The sequence below is a fragment of the Rhodovulum tesquicola genome, from assembly GCF_024128855.1.
GTDB classification, from domain to species: domain Bacteria; phylum Pseudomonadota; class Alphaproteobacteria; order Rhodobacterales; family Rhodobacteraceae; genus Rhodovulum; species Rhodovulum tesquicola.
The window spans coordinates 123,385-140,582 of record NZ_JAMYDV010000009.1 but is presented as its reverse complement, the minus strand read 5'-3'; the positions used below and the strand labels follow the sequence as shown (position 1 = coordinate 140,582).

The window sequence follows — 17,198 nt, the reverse complement described above, 5'->3', positions numbered from 1 at the left end:
ACCACGCCAAGTGAACTGAGAAACTCCGTCATAGTCTCCATGGAGAAACTCCACCCCTGTTAGCCAACAGAGACGGACTCGCAGAACGGAAAAATCACAGGAAGGTGGGGGCAAAACACCGTTTACGATCATCACGGTCATCGACGACATCGCCTTCCAGACCAACCTTCTGGCGCTGAATGCCGGGGTCGAGGCGGCGCGGGCAGGCGATGCGGGCCGCGGCTTTGCCGTCGTCGCATCCGAGGTGCGCGCGCTGGCCGGCCGGGCCGCGGAAGCCGCGCGCGAGATCAACACGCTGATCGAGGAAAGCGCGCGGCATGTGAAGACCGGCGTCGGGCTGGTCGGGCACGCGGGGGACGAGTTGCAGAAGATCATCGAGGGGGTGGCGGGCATCCACGCCAATATCTCCGAGATCTCGCGCGGCGCCGCCGAACAGGCCGTCACGCTGCACGAGATCAACACCGGCGTCGGCCATCTCGACACGATGACCCAGCAGAACGCCGCGATGGTCGAGGAATCGACCGCCGCCAGTCAGGTCCTCGCCAACGACGCGCGCGAACTCGCCCGGCAGGTGGCGCTGTTCCGCACGCCCTCCGACAGCATCGCGCGGATCGACGATGGACGGGCCTATGCCGCGCAGGCCCCGCACAGGCGCGCGGCCTCCTGACCCGCCGGGCGGACCTCCCCGGATCGACGTCAGAACCCCGATCCCCGGCCCGCCAGCGCCGCTCCTGTCACGGCGCACCCCCCCCCGTCTCTCGCCCGGCGGCTGTCCGGGGGGATGGTCGGCATCCCCCCGGACAGCGCGGCCGGGCGCGGAAGGACAGGCCCCGGCGACCCCCGATCCGCAGAACAGCGGCCGCCATCCGCGCGGAACGCCGCGCGCCGCGCCGCCGCGGCCCTTGCTGCCGCTTTGAAGGACAGGCGCGCACGCACCCCAGCGTCCGCAACGACCCGTCCGGGTCGCAACGACCGCCCCCGGCCCGCGCCGCGCTGCGGCCCTACTTGAAGCTGCGGCTGTCCTTGATCTGGTCCCAGGCCCAGACCACCTCCTGCAACCGGTCCTCGTCGGCGCGGTTGCCGCCATTCATGTCCGGGTGCAGGTCCTTGACCAGCGACTTGTACTGCTTGCGGATCTCCAGTTTGGTCCAGCTGTCCTCCGCGCCCAGGATCTCCAGCGCCTTGCGCTCCGTCGGCGGCAGACGCCGCGTGTTCCCGTTCTTGCGCCCCGGATTGCGCGTGGCATTCTCGCCCAGCACCTGCATCGGATCGTCCACCCCCAGCCGCGACCACGCCCGCTGTTCGTCGCGATTGCCGAAGGGCCGCGTCTCGCGCTCCCACACCCGGTCCTTGTCGATCTGCGCCTCGAACTCCTCCTCGGTGACGCCATGGAAGAAGTTCCAGCGCAGGTTGTATTCCCGCACATGCTCCTTGCAGAACCACAGGTACTCGTCGAGATGATCGGGCGATTTCGGCGCGCGGTACTGCCCCGCAAGGTTGCAGCCCGCATGCTCGCAGACCCGCTGCGACGTCTCGAACGCCCCGGACATCCCGCGCCGCCCGCGCGTGCGCTTCTTCTTGTCCGCCGAGACGGAGATGTCGAACCCGAAGGGATCGGTTTTCGTCATGGCCTGTGCCCTTTGCGACTCGGACCAGAGAGTTTAGTCAGTTGAGTGTGAGAATGAAGGGGGCGAAGGACGAAAAATGAGCATTGCCGAGGAAATCCGTGACCGTCTGATGGCGGAACTCGCCCCCGAGCATCTCGACGTGGTCGATGACAGCGAACGCCATCGCGGCCATTCGGGCTGGCGCGAGGGGGGCGAGACGCATTTCCGCGTGACCATCGCCGCCCCCGCCCTTGCGCCGCTCTCGCGGATCGAGCGGCATCGCGCCATCCACCGCGCCCTCGGCCCCGACCTGGTCGCCCGCATCCACGCGCTGGCGCTCGACATCCGCGTCTAGTCGTCCCGTGCCGGGCCCAGCGGACGGCCCGGCCGCGGCCCCGGCGCCCGGCTCGGCGCGCCGAGGCTCGGCACCCCCGCAGGCGGGACGCCCCGTCCGGCAAAGCCCGCCAGCGAGGCCGCCGCCGCCGCCGCGATCGCCTCGGGGCTGTCGGGCAGGGCGCGCCCCTCGCCCGGCATCCGCGCCCGGCGGAACACCAGCAGGTTCTGCGTGACCTCGATCCGCCCGGTCAGTCCCTTGCGCTCGCTGCAGGGCAGGCTCTCGGCGCGCTGGTATTCCCAGCCCTCGGCCGCCATCGCGTTCAGGATCTCGGTCAGCGCCAGCGCAAACCGATCCGCCGCCCCGTTCGCCCCCTTCACCCGCTTGCCCCGCTCGGGGGCAGGCAGCACCCTGTATTCGTAAACGCTCATCGCCCGTCCCGCGCTCTTCGCCTCGCCCCTCCTAGCCGATTCGAGCCCCGCCGCCCACCGCCCCCCGATCAGCTTTCGGAGAGCCGTTTCAGGATGCGCGCGCGCAGCGCATTGGCTTGTTCGTAATCGTGGGCCATATGCACGGGGTCATAGACCCGCAGCGCCGCCTCGACATGATCCAGCGCCGCCTCCAGATGCGGGCGCGGGTCGACCGTAGAATCGTGCGCAGCAATCGCTTCCTCCGCCAGCGCCATGTTCTCCTGCGTCATGGCCCAGTCCACCGGATGCTCGGCCTCAGTGCGGACGCGCACTGCATCGCGATAGGCGGCGACGGCCTCGCCATGAAGCGCCGCGCCCTCCGGCCCGGGGGTACGATTGCCTTGGGTCTGGAGCGCATTGCCGAGGTTCTGCATCGTCATGGCCCAGTCCTCCGGGTGGACGGCCTCGGTGCGGACGCGCAGCGCTTCGCGATAGGCGGTGACGGCCGCGCTCAGCAGCACTGCGCCCTTCGGCCCGGCGGTGCGGTCGCCCTGAGATATGAGCGCAGCGCCAAGGTTCTGCATCGTCATGGCCCAGTCCACCGGGTGGTCGGCCTCGGTGCGGACGCGCAGCGCTTCGCGATAGGCGTCGACGGCCTCGCCCAGCAGGGCCGCGCCCTCCGGACCGGCGGTGCGGGTGCCCTGGGTTTCGAGCGCGATGCCGAGATTGTTCTGTGTTCCTGCCCAGTCCTGCGGAGCCTCGTCGATGTCCAGCCCATCCAGCACCGCCCGCCACATTCGCGCCGACAGCGCCAGCCCTAGCCCGCCATAGCGCAGCCGTGCTGGTAAAGCCGGCCCGCAAAGTTGATCCGCCGCCGCGGCGGGGCCCGCGGGTCGATGGCCGCAAAGCTGTCGGCGGCGGCGGACAGGATCGTGAAGGCCTGTTCCGCCCGCCCGCGCAGCAGGGCGTTGTCGGCGCGCAGTTCGGCGGTCTTGGCCGCTTCGTCCAGCTCCACCTCCTGCACAAGCGACAGCAGGGTTTCCACCTCGTCCAGATCGCCCGCCTCGATCGCCCCCCGGGCGGCGGCCTTGAGGTTCGACAGCCGTTTCAGCCCATCGGGGATGGCCTCGACCTCGGCCTTCAGGGCGCGGTAGTCCCGGGCCTTCTTGGTCAGGAAATCCTGCAACGCGGGCAGGGACATGTCCTCTGGCGCTGGCTCGCCAAAGCGCAGCGCCATCGCGTTCAGCGCCTCGCGCGATTGCGCCTCGATATCTTCCAGCCGCGCGCCGAGATTGTCGATCTTCCCCTCGATCCGGTCCAGATCGCCCAGCACGCCGGCCATGAAGGCGGGCGTCAGGTCGTCGGCGAAGCTCGGGCTTTCCAGCAGCCGCGCGAAGGCGGGGGTGACGATGGCCCGGAACAGGTCGGGCATCGGTGCCCGGGTGTGTTCGATCTGGGTCAGGCGGGCCAGCATGGTCGCGACGATCCGCTCGGCATCCATCCCGTCCGCCACGATCTGCTGCGGGTCGGGCAGGGCGATTTCCACCATCTGTTCGAACAGGATCGGGGCGTCGGGCGGCAATTCATGCGCCATGGCCCCGAAGATGGCCTCGGCCTCGGCGGTCAGGTCGTCGGCCATCGTCTTCAGGCCCGGCGGCATCCTGGCCAGCATCCCGCGCGCAAGGTCGTGGATCTCTACACCGGCTTTCAGCCCGCCCAGCAGGTCCGGCCTGGCCGCGAAACCGCCGATGGCGACGATCAGCCTGATCGCGTTTTTCAGGGGGGCGGCCATGGGCGGCTTTCCAATCGACAAATCTATGCCGCCCAGCCTAGGCCGGGCCCTGGCGACCGATCAAGCCATCGGAAAAAAGTCCGATGAAAGTCCGATGAAAATCCGATGGAAGTCCGATTTGCCGAACGGGCCGGTCGCGGTCAGAGGCCCAGCTTCCGCGCGACGATCTCGCCTGCCGCCTGCGGGTTCGCCTTGCCCCCCGTGGCCTTCATCACCTGGCCCACGAACCAGCCTGCAAGCTTCGGATTCTGCTTGGCTTTTTCCACCTGCGTCGGGTTCGCCGCGATGCATTCGTCGACCGCCGCCTCGATCGCCGACAGGTCGGTGACCTGCCGCATCCCCCGCGTCTCGACGATCTCGCCCGGATCCCCGCCTTCGGTGTAGACGATCTCGAACAGGTCCTTGGCAATCTTGCCGGAAATGTCGCCCGAGGTGATAAGGTCGATGATCTTTCCCAGTTGTTCCGGGCTCACGGGGCTGTCGGTAATCTCCCGGTCATCTTTCCTGAGCCGTCCGAACAGCTCGTTGATGACCCAGTTCGCCGCCGTCTTCCCGTCCCGCCCTTTCGCCACCTCCTCGAAATACCCCGCCGAATCCACCTCCGCCGTCAACACGCCGGCATCGTATTCGGTCAGGCCGAAGTCGTTGACAAAGCGGGCCTTTTTCTCGTCGGGCAGTTCGGGCAGCGCGGCCTTGATCTCGTCCACCCAGGCCTGGTCGATCTCCAGCGGCAGCAGGTCGGGGCAGGGGAAGTAGCGGTAATCATGCGCCTCCTCCTTCGAGCGCATCGACCGCGTCTCGCCCTTGTCGGGGTCGTACAACCGCGTCTCCTGCACCACCTTGCCGCCGTCCTCGACGATGGCGATCTGGCGCCGGGCCTCGTGCTCGATCGCCGCCTGGATGAACCGCATCGAGTTCATGTTCTTGATTTCGCAGCGTGTTCCCAGCGCCTCGGCATCCCCGGCCAGCCACGCCTCGTAGGCGCCGGGGCGGCAGATCGAGACGTTCACATCGGCGCGCAGGTTGCCGTTCTGCATGTTGCCGTCGCAGGTGCCCAGATAGCGCATGATCTGGCGCAGCTTGCCGACATAGGCCGCCGCCTCCTCGGGGCCGCGGATGTCGGGGCGGCTGACGATCTCCATCAGCGCGACGCCGGTACGGTTGAGATCGACAAAGGACATGGCCGGATCCATGTCGTGGATCGACTTGCCCGCGTCCTGTTCGAGATGGATGCGCTCGATCCGCACAAGCCGCGCGATGCCGGGACCCATGTCGACCAACACCTCGCCCTCGCCGACAATGGGATGATAAAGCTGGGAAATCTGGTAGCCCTGCGGCAGGTCGGGGTAGAAATAGTTCTTGCGGTCAAAGGCCGAGACCAGGTTGATCTGCGCCTTCAGCCCCAGCCCGGTGCGCACCGCCTGGGCCACGCAGAACTCGTTGATGACGGGCAGCATGCCGGGCATCGCGGCATCGACGAAGGCGACATTGGCATTGGGCTCGGCGCCGAAGGTGGTCGAGGCGCCCGAGAACAGCTTGGCATTCGAGGCCACCTGGGCATGGACCTCGAGCCCGATCACCAGTTCCCAATCGGCCTTGGCGCCAGAGATCACCTTGGGTTTGGGGGCTTGATAGGCAAGGTCGAGCATCGGGGCGGTCCTTTCTCAGCGGGGTCTGTCTAAGGCAGGGCAAAGGCGCGGGCAAGGGGGACGGGGCGGCGGAGGATCGCCGATCGGGCAGGCCGCGATCGGCGGTGCGTCGCGCATGCCCGAAGGACAGGGTTGCCCGGTGGGCGCAGGGCGGTCAGAACTCGCGCGCCGGACAAATTGCGCCCGGTGCAACATCATGGTCAGTCGATGCGATTTCTGCCGCTTGCCCTTTGCCTCGCCATGGCGGTCACGGGATGCGTGAAGACCACCGATGGCGCGAGCCGTGCCGCCTTCATGCCCGGGGACCTGCCCCGGATGGGCTGGGATCACCGTCCCGAGGCGCCGAGCTGGACAGAGGCAAGCCTGAAGGCGCTGTCGAGCCATGGCGCGACGCTGGCCCAGACCGTTCCGGCCGATATCGGGCAATGGTGCCCGGCCTATGCAACCGCGGGCACGGCGCAGCGTCAGGCCTTCTGGGCCGGGCTGTTCTCGGCGCTGGCCAAGCATGAAAGCACCTGGAACCCGCAGGCCGTGGGCGGCGGCGGGCGCTGGTTCGGGCTGCTTCAGATCTCACCGGCGACCGCGCGCCAGCACGGCTGTTCGGCGACCAATGGCGAGGCGCTGAAGGACGGCGCGGCGAATATCAGCTGTGCGATCCGCATCGCTGCGCGGACCGTGCCGCGCGATGGCGTCGTGGCGGCCGGGCGTGGCGGCGTCGCCGCCGACTGGGGGCCGATGAGCGTGTCCACCAAGCGCGAGGAGATTGCCGCCTGGACGCGGGCGCAGCCCTATTGCCGGGGCTGAGCGGTCCGGGCCTGGCCGATCCTGACCGCATCTGCCCATCTTATGGGCACAGCACTGTCCCCCGGCCTTGCGGGGGGCGGTGCGCATTGATATCTGCCCCGGAATCCCGATAGTTTCCATCGGAAAACGCGTGCGAGGCAGGTCTTGAGTTCCCTAACCCCCCGGCTGGAAATCCAGAACATCACCCGCGTCTTCGGTGGGCGGACGGTGGTGGATGATGTGTCGCTCAAGGTGATGCCGGGGCAGGTGACCTGTCTTCTGGGGCCGTCGGGCTGCGGCAAGTCCACGACTCTGCGGGTGATCGCGGGCGTCGACATGCAGGACAGCGGCAATATCTTCATCGACGGCAACCTTGTCTGCGACACGGTGTTCCGTCTGCCGCCCGAACGCCGTTCGGTCGGGCTGATGTTTCAGGATTTCGCTCTGTTCCCGCATCTGAGCGTGGCCGAGAACGTGGCCTTCGGGCTAACCGGCAGCCGCGCCGAGAAACGCCGCCGGGTCGAGCAGTTGCTGGAACGGGTGGACCTGCTGGGCCATATCGACGACTATCCGCACCAGTTGTCGGGCGGCGAACAGCAGCGCGTGGCGCTGGTGCGCGCGCTGGCGCCGCGGCCCAAGATCATGCTGATGGACGAACCCTTTTCGGGGCTGGACAATCGCCTGCGGGACGAGATCCGCGACGACACGCTGAGCGTTCTGAAGGAAGAGGGCGCCGCCGTCCTGCTTGTCACGCATGAGCCCGACGAGGCGATGCGCATGGCCGACGAGATCGCGCTGATGCGGCACGGCAAGATCGTGCAGCAGGGCGCGCCCTACAATATCTACAACGCCCCAATGGATCGGGCAGCGGCGGCTTTCTTCAGCGATATCAACGTGATCCGGGGCAAGGTGAAGAACCTGCTGACGGAGACCGCCTTTGGCCAGTTCCTGACGCCTGCAATGCCCGACGGGTCCGAGGTGGACATCATCATCCGCCCCCAGCATATCCGCATCGACTTCGACCGCAACGGCCGCGGCCCGAACCCGACGCCCGAAACCGGCGTGGCGGCGCGCGCCGTGGTGGAACGCGCGCGCTTCATGGGGTCGGAAAGCCTGGTGGAGTTCCGGATGGATTACGACGCGACGATCCTGAAGGCGACCGTGCCCGCGGTATTCCTGCCCCGGCCCGGCACGCCCATGTGGCTGATGATCCGTCGCGACCGCTGTTTCGTCTTCCCCGCGCCGGGCCATGAACGTGTCGACTGGCGCGATGCGGGCGCCCCGCGGGTGGCAGGAATAGGCAAATAATTGCGGAAATGCGATGGAATGGGTCTTTGATCTGGCCGTCAGACCCAATAGATGTGACAGACAGATTTCCATGCGGGGCGGGACATGCCCGCCCGGAGGGAGAGACCCATGCTGAACAATATCGGCCTTCCCGGCCTGCTGCTGATCGCCGTCGTGGTGCTGGTGCTTTTCGGCCGCGGCAAGATCTCGTCGCTGATGGGCGAGGTCGGCAAGGGCATCACCGCCTTCAAGAAGGGCGTCAAGGAAGAGACGGAAGAGGCCAAGCAAAGCCTCGAGGCCGCGCGCGACGTCACCCCCGAACAGGAGAAGGACAAGGCCTGATCCGCCTGTCCCGCGCATAGTCCCATGTTCGACCTCGGCTGGACCGAACTTCTGCTGATCGGCATCGTGGCGCTGATCGTGGTGGGCCCAAAGGACCTGCCGGGCATGTTCCGCACGCTTGGCCGCTTCACCGCCAAGGCGCGCAACATGGCGCGCGAGTTCCAGCGCGCCATGGACGATGCCGCCGACACGGCCGGCATGAAGGACACGGTCAAGGACCTGAAGGACATCGCCAATCCGCGCAAGATGGGTCTCGACACGCTGAACGAGGCGGCCGAGGCTTTCGAGAAATGGGAGCCGAAGCGGTCCCCCGGCACGGCAACGTCCGGCACCGCGACACCCCCGGGGACTACAACTCCCCCCGCAGCGCCCTCGGCACCGGCTCCCGCAGCCGCGCCCGCCCCCGAGACCAAGAGCGACGCATGAAGAGCGAAGAGATCGACGACAGCTCTGCCCCGCTGATCGAGCATCTGGCGGAATTGCGCACGCGGCTGATCTATTCGGTCTCGGGCTTCATCACGGCCATGGTGGCCTGTTTCCTCGTGTGGCAGCCGATCTTCAACTTCCTGACCCGGCCGATCTGTTCCGCGCTGGCCTCGCGCGGGCAGGATTGCGGGCTCTACCTCATCAAGTTGCAGGAAGGCTTCTTTGTCGCGATCCAGATTTCGCTGGTGGGCGGGCTTGCGCTGGCCTTCCCGCTGATCGCCTACCAGATGTGGCGCTTCGTGGCACCGGGGCTTTACCGCTCGGAAAAGCACGCCTTCCTGCCCTTCCTGATCGCCTCGCCTTTCATGTTCTTCCTCGGCGCGTCCTTTGCCTATTACGTTGTCACGCCGCTGGCCTTCGATTTCTTCCTCGGCTTCCAGCAGGTCGGTGCGATCCCGGTCGAGGGCGGCGAGGTCATGTCGCAGACCGCGGGCGTGACCTTTCACGGATCGGTGCAGGAATACCTGTCGCTGACGATCAAGTTCGTGCTGGCCTTCGGGCTGTGCTTCCAGTTGCCGGTGCTGCTGACGCTGATGGGCAAGGCGGGGCTTGTCTCGGCGGCGGGTCTGGGGTCGATGCGCAAGTATGCGGTGGTCGGCATCCTTGTGCTGGCCGCGCTGGTCACGCCGCCCGATGTCATCACCCAGATCATCCTGTTCATGGTGGTCTACGGGCTTTACGAGATCTCGATCCTTCTGGTCCGCCGCGTCGAGAAGAAGCGCGAGAAGGAACTGCGCGAACAGGGGCTTTGGTTCGAGGATGACTCGGACGATGACCCGCTGATGAAGGAGTTCGATCAGGGCGGGGACGCGCGCCCGTGACCGGGGCGGATGCGCTCAGACGGATTGCCGAGGCGCTGGAACGGATGAGCCCCGCCCCCGCCGAGGCCCCCGATTTCGCAGGCGCCGATGCCTTCGTGTGGCATGTCGCGCCCGACCGTCTCGCCCCGGTGGCCGAGGTGAACCGGGTGGACCTGGGCCTGTTGCAGGGGATCGACCGCGCCCGCGACACGCTGCTGGAGAATACCCGGCATTTCGCGCAGGGACTGCCCGCGAACAACGCGCTTCTGTGGGGGGCGCGCGGCATGGGCAAGTCGAGTCTCGTCAAGGCGATCCACGCCGCGATCCGCGCCGAGGGCCACGCGCTGAAGATCGTCGAGGTCCAGCGCGAGGACCTGCCCACGATCGGCCGGCTCTTGACGCTGCTGCGCGCGGCCCCCGATCAGCGGTTCATCCTGTTCTGCGACGACCTGTCCTTTTCCCATGACGACCAGCATTACAAGTCGCTCAAGGCGGTGCTGGATGGCGGGATCGAGGGACGGCCCGAGAATGTGGTGTTCTACGCCACCTCGAACCGGCGCCACCTGATGCCGCGCGACATGATCGAGAACGAACGCTCAACCGCGATCAGCCCGTCCGAGGCGGTCGAGGAAAAGGTGTCATTATCGGACCGCTTCGGGCTGTGGCTGGGCTTTCACCCGTGCAGCCAGGACGAGTATCTCGCGATGATCCGCGGCTATTGCGACGCCCATGGCCTCTTCATCGACGACGCAACGCTCAGGGCCGAGGCGATCGAATGGCAGGCCACGCGCGGGGCGCGTTCGGGGCGGGTGGCCTGGCAGTTCTTTACCGATCTCGCCGCACGCCGCGGCGTCCGGATCTGAACGCGCCCGCGCCTTCCTCCCGGTCCGGATACCCGACTTGCTCAGGGATCACGGTGTCAGATAGGGCATCGGATCGACGCTTTCGAAGCCCTTGCGGATCTCGAAATGCAGAAAGGCCGGGTTGCCCGCGCGCACCTGGGCCAGCGTCTGGCCGCGCTTGACGCTGGCACCCTTCTCGACCGCGATCCCATCGATATTGGCATAGACCGACAGCATGTTGTCGGGGTGGCGCACCACGAGGATCGGCACCTGTTCGGTGTCTCGGGTGATCGCGGCGACCGTGCCGTCCGCGGCGGCCTTCACCGGGCTGCCCGCGCGGGCCGAGATGTCGATCCCGTCATTCTTGCCCTTCTGATAGCCGCGGATGATGCTGCCCTGCACCGGCATCGCGAACCGGGCCTGGGCCGTGCTTTCCGTCTGCATCTGCGGCGAGGCCGGGGCGGCGGGCGGGGCCGCCGCCGCCGTCGTCGTTTCGTCGCGCGGCAGCGGCTTGGCTGCGCTGGGCGGGGTGGGGGCGGCCGATCCGGCGCCGGGGCGGGTTGCCGCGACGGCGGGCGCGGCGGCGACCTCGCGTGCGGGTGTCGGGATCAGCAGGAATTGCCCCTCGCGCACCGCCATGTCGGGGCCAAGTCCGTTCCAGTCGGCCAATGCGCGGGGCGTGACATTGTAGCGACGCGCGATGGAATAGGTTGTCTCGCCGCGCTCGACCCTGTGCCGCAGGGGTTCCGGCCCCCGGGCCGGGGTGACGGCGCCCGCGGTGGGTTCGGCGCGCTGGATCGCATCGCCCGCGATGTTGGTGATGTCGATCCGGTCATCGCTGCGCGACCCGCCAAAGGCGGTGCCGCCATCCGGCACACGGCGGGGCAGGGCGACGATCTCGCCTTCGCGCAGACGGGCATCGCCCGGTATGCCGTTATAGCGCGCCAGTTCCTCGGCCGGCAGGCCCACGCGATTTGCCACGTCGCTCAGGCTGTCGCCGCGCCGGGCCACCGCCACCTGGTAATTGGTGTAGGAGATCACGCCACGGGCATCGGGGTCGGGGCGCGGGCCGCTTTCGACCCTGACGGCCTGGCCTTCGCTGCCGCCCATGTCGCGGAAATCGTAATCCCAGCCGCTTTCGCAGCCAGCCAGCAACCCGGCCCCAAGCCCCAGGGCAAGAACACGGGCGGGCAAGCGGGCGGCATGGTCGGAGATGGACATCGCTCGATCCTCGCTGATGCGGGGCCCGTTTGCCCGGACCCTCTGGCTGTTCCTAGTCGTTGCCGAGCCCCTCGACCAGCGGCACGAAACGCACCTCGCGAAGCTCGTCGTAATCGAAGCCGGTCTCGCCGCGGGTCACCTTGATCAGCCGCTGCACCGTGTCCGACTGCCCGACGGGCACGATCATGATACCGCCAACGCGCAATTGCGCCAAGAGCGGCCCGGGCGGATCCTCGGCCGCCGCGGTCACAAGGATGCGGTCGAAGGGCGCCTGTTCGGGCAACCCGAACGACCCGTCGGCGGCCAGCGCGGTGACATTGGTCAGCCCCAGCGCCTCGAACCGCTTCTGCGCCTCGTTGACAAGGCGGCGATGGCGTTCGACCGTATAGACCCGGCGGGCAAGCCGCGAGAGGATCGCGGCCTGATAGCCCGACCCCGTGCCCACTTCGAGCACCTTGTCGCGCGGCTGGACGTTCAATGCCTGGGTCATCAGCGCGACGACCGAGGGCTGGCTGATGGTCTGGCCGCAGGCGATGGGCAGCGGCATGTCTTCATAGGCGCGCGGGGCGAAATGGCCCTTGATGAACACGCCGCGGTCGATGCGTTCCATCGCGTCCAGCACGCGGGCATCCGTGACCCCCTTGGAGCGCAGCGTGTAAAGGAACTGCATCTTGCGTTCGGAATGGTCGTCGGCGGTCATTCCAGCCTGGCCTTCAGCGCGCCGATGGCATCATGGGCGGTCAGGTCGGCGCGCATCGGCGTGACCGCGATGTAGCCGTCAAGGTTGAGCGCCGCGTCCGAGCCCGGCGCGGTCGGCAGGTGCTGCGGCCCGCCCTTGATCCACAGGAACTTGCGCCCCGAGGGCGAGCGGTGCGGTTCCACCCCGAAGGAGGCGTCGCGCCGGTATCCCTGCGGTCCCACGCGCAGCCCCCTGACCCGGTCGGCCGGAAGCGGCGGGAAGTTCACGTTGTAGAACAGCCGGTAATCGGCGCTGTCCCAGTGGCCCTCGTCGAGCAGCGCGCGCACCGTCGCGGCCCCATGGGCGCGCGCGGCGTCGAATTGCAGCGCCTCGTCGAAATTCAGCGGGCCCAGATATTGCGACAGCGCGATCGCGGGCAGCCCCTGCAACGCGGCCTCCATCGCGCCGCCTATGGTGCCCGAGTAAAGCACGTTCTCGGCCGCGTTGTTTCCCCGGTTCACGCCCGAGAGCACCAGATCGGGCCGGGCATCGGTCATCACGTCGTAGATGCCGGCGAGCACGCAATCCGCAGGCGAGCCTTCGGCGGCAAAGCGGCGGGGTCCAAGCTCGGCGATCATCATCGGGTGGGTATAGGAGATCTTGTGCGCCACGCCCGATTGCTCGAAGGCGGGGGCGACCACCCAGACCTCGCCGCCCGGACCCGCGATCTCGTCGGCGATGGCCTCGAGCACCTTCAGCCCCGGGGCGTTGATGCCGTCGTCATTGGTGATGAGAATGCGCATGCTCCACCCGCTGGATCCCGACCTTCCTATGAGAGAGGTCGGGACAGGGCAAGCGGGTTCCGTGGGCTCTGTAGCGACTGGGAATGCGGGTTCGGAAAACCTTTTGGGAAAACGTGCGGTTTAGGATAGGTTAACAAAGGGGGTGGGACGTTTTCTGTGCTGTGTGCCAGAAATCGACGGCGCAGAGTCGGGTCGTCCCGGTTCCGAGGGGGGGCGCTGGAGCGCCCGGTTTCAAGTATAGTCCGAAGGGGAAAGACATGCGATTTCTGAGAACGACCGCGATTGCGGGTACGATGGCGTTGGCGTCCGGGGGGGCCTACGCAGCGTCGGTAACGGTGTCGACGGACGCCACGGCTCTGGCCAATGCCCTGCTGGGTTCGGGCATCACGGTGGTGAGCGCGTCCCTGACCGGCGGTAACGGATCTGGCTCTGCGGGGGCCACCGCCGCCGGAACGTTCACGGGCTTCGGTGCGACGGGCATCGGCATCGACCAGGGCGTGATCCTGTCGACCGGCGACGTGCAGGACGCGGTCGGGCCGAACAGTTCCGACGGAACCTCCACCAGTTTCGGTCTCGGCGGTGACAGCGATCTGAATGCACTGATTCCGGGCTTCTCGACATTCGATGCCACGGTCCTGACGATCAACTTCACCAGCGACGACGACACGTTGTTCTTCAACTACGCCTTCGCGTCCGAGGAATACAACGAGTATGTGGGCTCCCCATACAACGACGTGTTCGGGCTGTTCCTGAACGGCACGAACCTGGCGTTCATCCCCGGCACCTCGACGCCCGTTTCGATCAACAACGTCAACAACGGATCGAATTCCGCCTTCTACAAGGACAACGATCCTTCGGATCTTGGAACTCCGACGCCGTTCAATATCGAATATGACGGGTTCACCAGCGTCTTCACGGCGCAGGGTGCAATCGCCGAGGGCATGAACACGATCTCGTTCAAGATCGCAGATGCGGGCGACAGAATCCTCGACTCGGCGATCTTCATTCAGGGTGGCTCGCTCGGGACGACGGATCCGGGCGTGATACCGCTTCCTGCGGGCGCGTGGCTGATGCTGACGGGTCTCGGCGCGCTGGGCGTCATGCGGCGGCGGCGCAACCGGGCCTGACCCGGCAAGAGGCCGCAATGATCGGACCCGCGCGCGTCGGCGCGCGGGTCGTTCGGGCACCGATCTGACACGGAGCCGCGCTGAAGCGCCTTGGTCAGCCCAGCCCCAGTTCCGTCACCATCCGGGCCGCTTCGTCCTTCGGCCGGGCGAGGCCCGAGACGTCTTCGCCCGGGAAAAGGCGGTTGCGGTGGTTGGTGGGCATCGGCGCGGGCACGAAGCGGTGGACATGCACGTCCTGCAATCGCGCCTGTTCGGCCGCCCAGGCTGCGAAGATCGCGCGTTGTGCGGCCTTGCAGGCGGCATAGGCGCCCAGGAACGGGCCTTCGGCCAGATCGTCCACCAGAACGGCATGGCCGCCCCCGGGGGCTGCGCGCAGCAGCGGCGAGATGAAATTCGCCAACACGCCCAGCGCCTCGACATTCGCGGCGACGGCCTTGGTCCAGAATTTCAGGTCGATCTGTTCGGCCGGGCTGAAGGGCGGGGTCTGGATCGCGCAATGCACCCACAGATCGACATGGCCCCAGCGATCATAGATGCCGCGGCAAAGGGTGCGCATGGCATCATCAACGGTGATGTCCATGGGTGCAAGCGTCGCATGCCCGCCTGCGGCCTGGATGCGGTCGTCCAGCTCCTCGAGCGCGCCGCTGGTGCGCGCCACGGCAACGACGTGATAGCCCCGCCGGGCCAATTCCTCGGCCACCGCCGCGCCGAAGCCGCGGGAGGCGCCTGTTACAAGGGCGATTTTCTGGTCTGTCATGCTTGGTCTTTCGGTCAGCTGCGCGGAGGGGTCAAGATGGGGTCGGCAAAGGGCGACATCCGCGCGCAGCCCTATTCTGCCGCCTTGGTCTGAAAGCCCTTCTCGATCATGTCGGAGGGCGCAACCGGGTAATCGCCCGAGAAGCAGGCATCGCAATATTGCGGGCAGGCCGCGTTGCGCCCCCCGGCTTCGCCCACAGCGCGGTAAAGCCCGTCAAGCGAGATGAAACGCAGCGAGTCCACGCCCAGATAGTCGCGCATCTCGTCCTCGGTCATGCGGCTGGCCAGCAGCTTTTCGCGCTCAGGCGTGTCGACGCCGTAGAAGCAGGGCCAGGCGGTGGGCGGCGAGGCGATGCGGAAATGCACCTCCCTGGCGCCTGCATCCAGGATCATTTCCTTGATCTTGCGGCTGGTGGTGCCGCGCACCACGCTGTCATCGACCAGCACGATCCGCTTGCCCTCGATCAGGGCGCGGTTGACGTTCAGTTTCAGCCGCACGCCCATGTTGCGGATCTGCTCGGTCGGCTCGATGAAGGTGCGGCCGACATACTGGTTGCGGATGATCCCCATGCCGAAGGGGATGCCGCTTTCATGGGCAAAGCCGATCGCCGCGGGCGTGCCGGAATCGGGCACCGGGCAGACCAGATCGGCCTCGACCGGTGCTTCGCGTGCCAGTTCCATGCCGATCTGGTGGCGCGTTTCGTAGACCGAGCGGCCGCCCAGGATGGAATCGGGGCGCGAGAAATAGACCTGCTCGAAGATGCAGAAGCGCGAGGGCCGCTGCTCGAATGGGCGGAAGCTTTCCACCCCCTTCTCGGGCGAGATCTGCACCATTTCGCCCGGCTCGATCTCGCGCACCAGTTCCGCGCCGATGATGTCGAGCGCGCAGGTTTCCGACGACAGCACCCAGCCATCGCCGAACCGGCCCAGCACCAGCGGGCGCACGCCCAGCGGATCGCGCACGCCGATCAGCTTCGTGCGCGTCATCGCGACCACCGAGAACGCACCCTCGACCCGGCGCAGCGCGTCCTTCATCCGTTCGGGAATGGTCTTTTGCAGCGAGCGCGCCATCAGGTGGATGATGCATTCGCTGTCCGACGAGCTCTGGAAGATCGAGCCGTGGTCGATCAGCTCGCGCCGCAGCGCCTCGGCATTGGTGATGTTGCCGTTATGGGCGATGGCCGCACCGCCCATCGCGAACTCGCCGAAGAAGGGCTGCACGTCCCGGATCGCGGTCTGGCCCTTGGAGCCGGCGGTGGAGTAGCGCACATGCCCGATGGCCAGCATGCCCGGCAGCGTCTCCATCAGGCTGGCCTTGGTGAAATTGTCCCGCACATAGCCGAAGCGGTGGGCCGAGTGGAACCCGGTCCGGCTGTCATGGCTGACGATGCCGCCCGCCTCCTGGCCGCGATGTTGCAGCGCGTGCAGGCCCAGCGCGACGAAATTCGCCGCGTTCGTCAGGCCGATCACGCCATAGACGCCGCATTCCTCGCGCAGCTTGTCGTCATCGAAGGGATGGGCGGGGGGCATGTCGCGCTCGGGCGAAACATGCGGGGTCATCGGGCGCATGGGCGTCGAGGCTCCGAATCCAACTGGCGGGGACTGGCCCCTCTCTACGCGCTTGGGCGCGCGCTGTCACGAAAGGATCACACTGGCGCGCGCGCAGGCTTTCACTGGGCGTCGGCGGGGGGCAGGGGCGTGCCAGCGGGTGCCGGTGCCGCCGGACGGTCGCAGGCGCCCATCAAGGTCTCGTATTGGCGGGTCAGCCAGCCCAGCGCCTGGTCGGGATCGGCCTCGGCGATCTGGCGGGTCAGCGCGCCGAAGATGTCGGCCGAGCGCGAATTGTCCACCATCGGGTACTCGGCGGTGGTGACCACCATGCCGTAGACGAAAAGCGCCACCGCCACCAAGAGCACCCCGCGCGCCACGCCGAACAGGAAGCCCAACCCCTGGTCGAGCCCGCCCAGCACAGAGCCCTGGATCATCGAGGACAGAAGCGGCGTGAACAGCGAGACCGCCACAAGCGCCACCATGAACACGCCCGCGAAGGCCGCGAGCATCCCCAGTTCGCAGGAATTTCCGACCAGCGTGCCGAGGAAAGGCACCTCGGAGACCAGCGGCTCGACCGTGGGCGCGAAGATGAAGGCCACGACCGCGGCCAGGATCCAGCCTGCGATCGCCATCGCCTCGCGCACGAATCCGCGCGAATAGGCGAGGATCGCCGAAAGCAGGATGACGACGGCAACGACCCCGTCGACTGCGGTAAACCCTTCCATGGCA

19 protein-coding genes and 1 pseudogene are annotated in these 17,198 nt (G+C 67.3%); 9 read left to right on the top strand and 11 right to left on the bottom strand.

Going from position 1 to position 17,198, the window contains the following annotated elements; all coding sequences use genetic code 11:
- Nucleotides 1–127 precede the first annotated feature (127 nt).
- A pseudogene (locus tag NHN26_RS10110) lies at nt 128–667 on the top strand (methyl-accepting chemotaxis protein); the annotation flags it as partial.
- Nucleotides 668–1,001: 334 nt separating this feature from the next.
- Here the strand turns inward: NHN26_RS10110 and NHN26_RS10105 are convergent.
- Entirely contained in the window at nt 1,002–1,628 is a 627-nt protein-coding gene (locus NHN26_RS10105) for a J domain-containing protein (RefSeq protein WP_253089355.1), read from the bottom strand.
- A 76-nt stretch (nt 1,629–1,704) separates the two neighbouring features.
- On the opposite strand from NHN26_RS10105, the gene NHN26_RS10100 reads away from it, so the two are divergent.
- Nucleotides 1,705–1,962, top strand: a complete 258-nt coding sequence (locus tag NHN26_RS10100) for a BolA family protein (RefSeq protein ID WP_253089354.1) — start codon at nt 1,705–1,707, stop codon at nt 1,960–1,962.
- On the opposite strand, the gene NHN26_RS10095 is transcribed toward NHN26_RS10100, so the two are convergent.
- The 4 genes from NHN26_RS10095 to gatB form a co-directional block, all read right to left on the bottom strand.
- A complete protein-coding gene (locus NHN26_RS10095) occupies nt 1,959–2,372 on the bottom strand; it encodes a DUF4177 domain-containing protein (RefSeq protein ID WP_253089353.1) in 414 nt (137 codons plus the stop codon). The two genes, NHN26_RS10100 and NHN26_RS10095, sit on opposite strands and share 4 nt — an antisense overlap.
- Nucleotides 2,373–2,440: 68 nt before the next feature.
- Entirely contained in the window at nt 2,441–3,148 is a 708-nt protein-coding gene (locus NHN26_RS10090; RefSeq protein ID WP_253089352.1) for a tetratricopeptide repeat protein, read from the bottom strand.
- A gap of 20 nt (nt 3,149–3,168) precedes the next feature.
- Nucleotides 3,169–4,143 carry a hypothetical protein gene (locus tag NHN26_RS10085; RefSeq protein ID WP_253089351.1) on the bottom strand — a complete coding sequence of 325 codons (975 nt, stop codon included), beginning with the start codon at nt 4,141–4,143 and terminating at the stop codon, nt 3,169–3,171.
- Nucleotides 4,144–4,283: 140 nt separating this feature from the next.
- The gene (gene gatB / locus NHN26_RS10080) at nt 4,284–5,792 is read right to left on the bottom strand and encodes an Asp-tRNA(Asn)/Glu-tRNA(Gln) amidotransferase subunit GatB (protein ID WP_253089350.1); all 1,509 of its coding nucleotides are present in this window, start codon (nt 5,790–5,792) and stop codon (nt 4,284–4,286) included.
- A 207-nt stretch (nt 5,793–5,999) separates the two neighbouring features.
- Here gatB and NHN26_RS10075 point away from each other — a divergent pair, with 207 nt between their 5' ends.
- The 6 genes from NHN26_RS10075 (at nt 6,000) to NHN26_RS10050 (ending at nt 10,353) form a co-directional block, all read left to right on the top strand.
- Nucleotides 6,000–6,596 (top strand): transglycosylase SLT domain-containing protein, encoded by a 597-nt coding sequence (locus NHN26_RS10075; protein ID WP_435594198.1) that lies wholly within the window; start codon nt 6,000–6,002, stop codon nt 6,594–6,596.
- A 144-nt stretch (nt 6,597–6,740) separates the two neighbouring features.
- Nucleotides 6,741–7,883, top strand: a complete 1,143-nt coding sequence (locus NHN26_RS10070; RefSeq protein ID WP_253089349.1) for an ABC transporter ATP-binding protein — start codon at nt 6,741–6,743, stop codon at nt 7,881–7,883.
- A 108-nt stretch (nt 7,884–7,991) separates the two neighbouring features.
- A complete protein-coding gene (gene tatA / locus NHN26_RS10065) occupies nt 7,992–8,204 on the top strand; it encodes a twin-arginine translocase TatA/TatE family subunit (protein WP_253089348.1) in 213 nt (70 codons plus the stop codon).
- A 24-nt stretch (nt 8,205–8,228) separates the two neighbouring features.
- Nucleotides 8,229–8,630, top strand: coding sequence for a Sec-independent protein translocase protein TatB (tatB, locus tag NHN26_RS10060; RefSeq protein WP_253089347.1), 402 nt, complete (start codon nt 8,229–8,231; stop codon nt 8,628–8,630).
- The gene (gene tatC, locus NHN26_RS10055; protein ID WP_253089346.1) at nt 8,627–9,511 is read left to right on the top strand and encodes a twin-arginine translocase subunit TatC; all 885 of its coding nucleotides are present in this window, start codon (nt 8,627–8,629) and stop codon (nt 9,509–9,511) included. Before tatB ends, tatC begins: the two co-directional genes overlap by 4 nt.
- Nucleotides 9,512–9,555: 44 nt before the next feature.
- Nucleotides 9,556–10,353, top strand: coding sequence for an ATP-binding protein (locus NHN26_RS10050; protein WP_253089361.1), 798 nt, complete (start codon nt 9,556–9,558; stop codon nt 10,351–10,353).
- A 48-nt stretch (nt 10,354–10,401) separates the two neighbouring features.
- On the opposite strand, the gene NHN26_RS10045 is transcribed toward NHN26_RS10050, so the two are convergent.
- Genes NHN26_RS10045 through surE form a run of 3 tightly spaced genes read right to left on the bottom strand, consistent with a single transcriptional unit; the run spans nt 10,402 to nt 13,035 of the window.
- A complete protein-coding gene (locus NHN26_RS10045; protein WP_253089345.1) occupies nt 10,402–11,553 on the bottom strand; it encodes a LysM peptidoglycan-binding domain-containing protein in 1,152 nt (383 codons plus the stop codon).
- Between the two features lie 52 nt (nt 11,554–11,605).
- Nucleotides 11,606–12,253 carry a protein-L-isoaspartate(D-aspartate) O-methyltransferase gene (locus NHN26_RS10040; protein ID WP_253089344.1) on the bottom strand — a complete coding sequence of 216 codons (648 nt, stop codon included), beginning with the start codon at nt 12,251–12,253 and terminating at the stop codon, nt 11,606–11,608.
- The gene (gene surE, locus NHN26_RS10035; protein WP_253089343.1) at nt 12,250–13,035 is read right to left on the bottom strand and encodes a 5'/3'-nucleotidase SurE; all 786 of its coding nucleotides are present in this window, start codon (nt 13,033–13,035) and stop codon (nt 12,250–12,252) included. Before surE ends, NHN26_RS10040 begins: the two co-directional genes overlap by 4 nt.
- Nucleotides 13,036–13,292: 257 nt before the next feature.
- On the opposite strand from surE, the gene NHN26_RS10030 reads away from it, so the two are divergent.
- Complete coding sequence (locus NHN26_RS10030) at nt 13,293–14,162, top strand: choice-of-anchor L domain-containing protein (RefSeq protein ID WP_253089342.1); 870 nt, start codon at nt 13,293–13,295, stop codon at nt 14,160–14,162.
- A gap of 94 nt (nt 14,163–14,256) precedes the next feature.
- Here the strand turns inward: NHN26_RS10030 and NHN26_RS10025 are convergent, their stop codons facing one another.
- The 3 genes from NHN26_RS10025 to NHN26_RS10015 all read right to left on the bottom strand — a co-directional run bounded on the left by NHN26_RS10025 (nt 14,257) and on the right by NHN26_RS10015 (nt 17,194).
- Nucleotides 14,257–14,919 (bottom strand): SDR family NAD(P)-dependent oxidoreductase, encoded by a 663-nt coding sequence (locus tag NHN26_RS10025; protein WP_253089341.1) that lies wholly within the window; start codon nt 14,917–14,919, stop codon nt 14,257–14,259.
- Between the two features lie 71 nt (nt 14,920–14,990).
- A complete protein-coding gene (gene purF / locus NHN26_RS10020; RefSeq protein ID WP_253089360.1) occupies nt 14,991–16,448 on the bottom strand; it encodes an amidophosphoribosyltransferase in 1,458 nt (485 codons plus the stop codon).
- A gap of 140 nt (nt 16,449–16,588) precedes the next feature.
- Nucleotides 16,589–17,194 (bottom strand): CvpA family protein, encoded by a 606-nt coding sequence (locus tag NHN26_RS10015; RefSeq protein WP_253089340.1) that lies wholly within the window; start codon nt 17,192–17,194, stop codon nt 16,589–16,591.
- Nucleotides 17,195–17,198 lie beyond the last annotated feature (4 nt).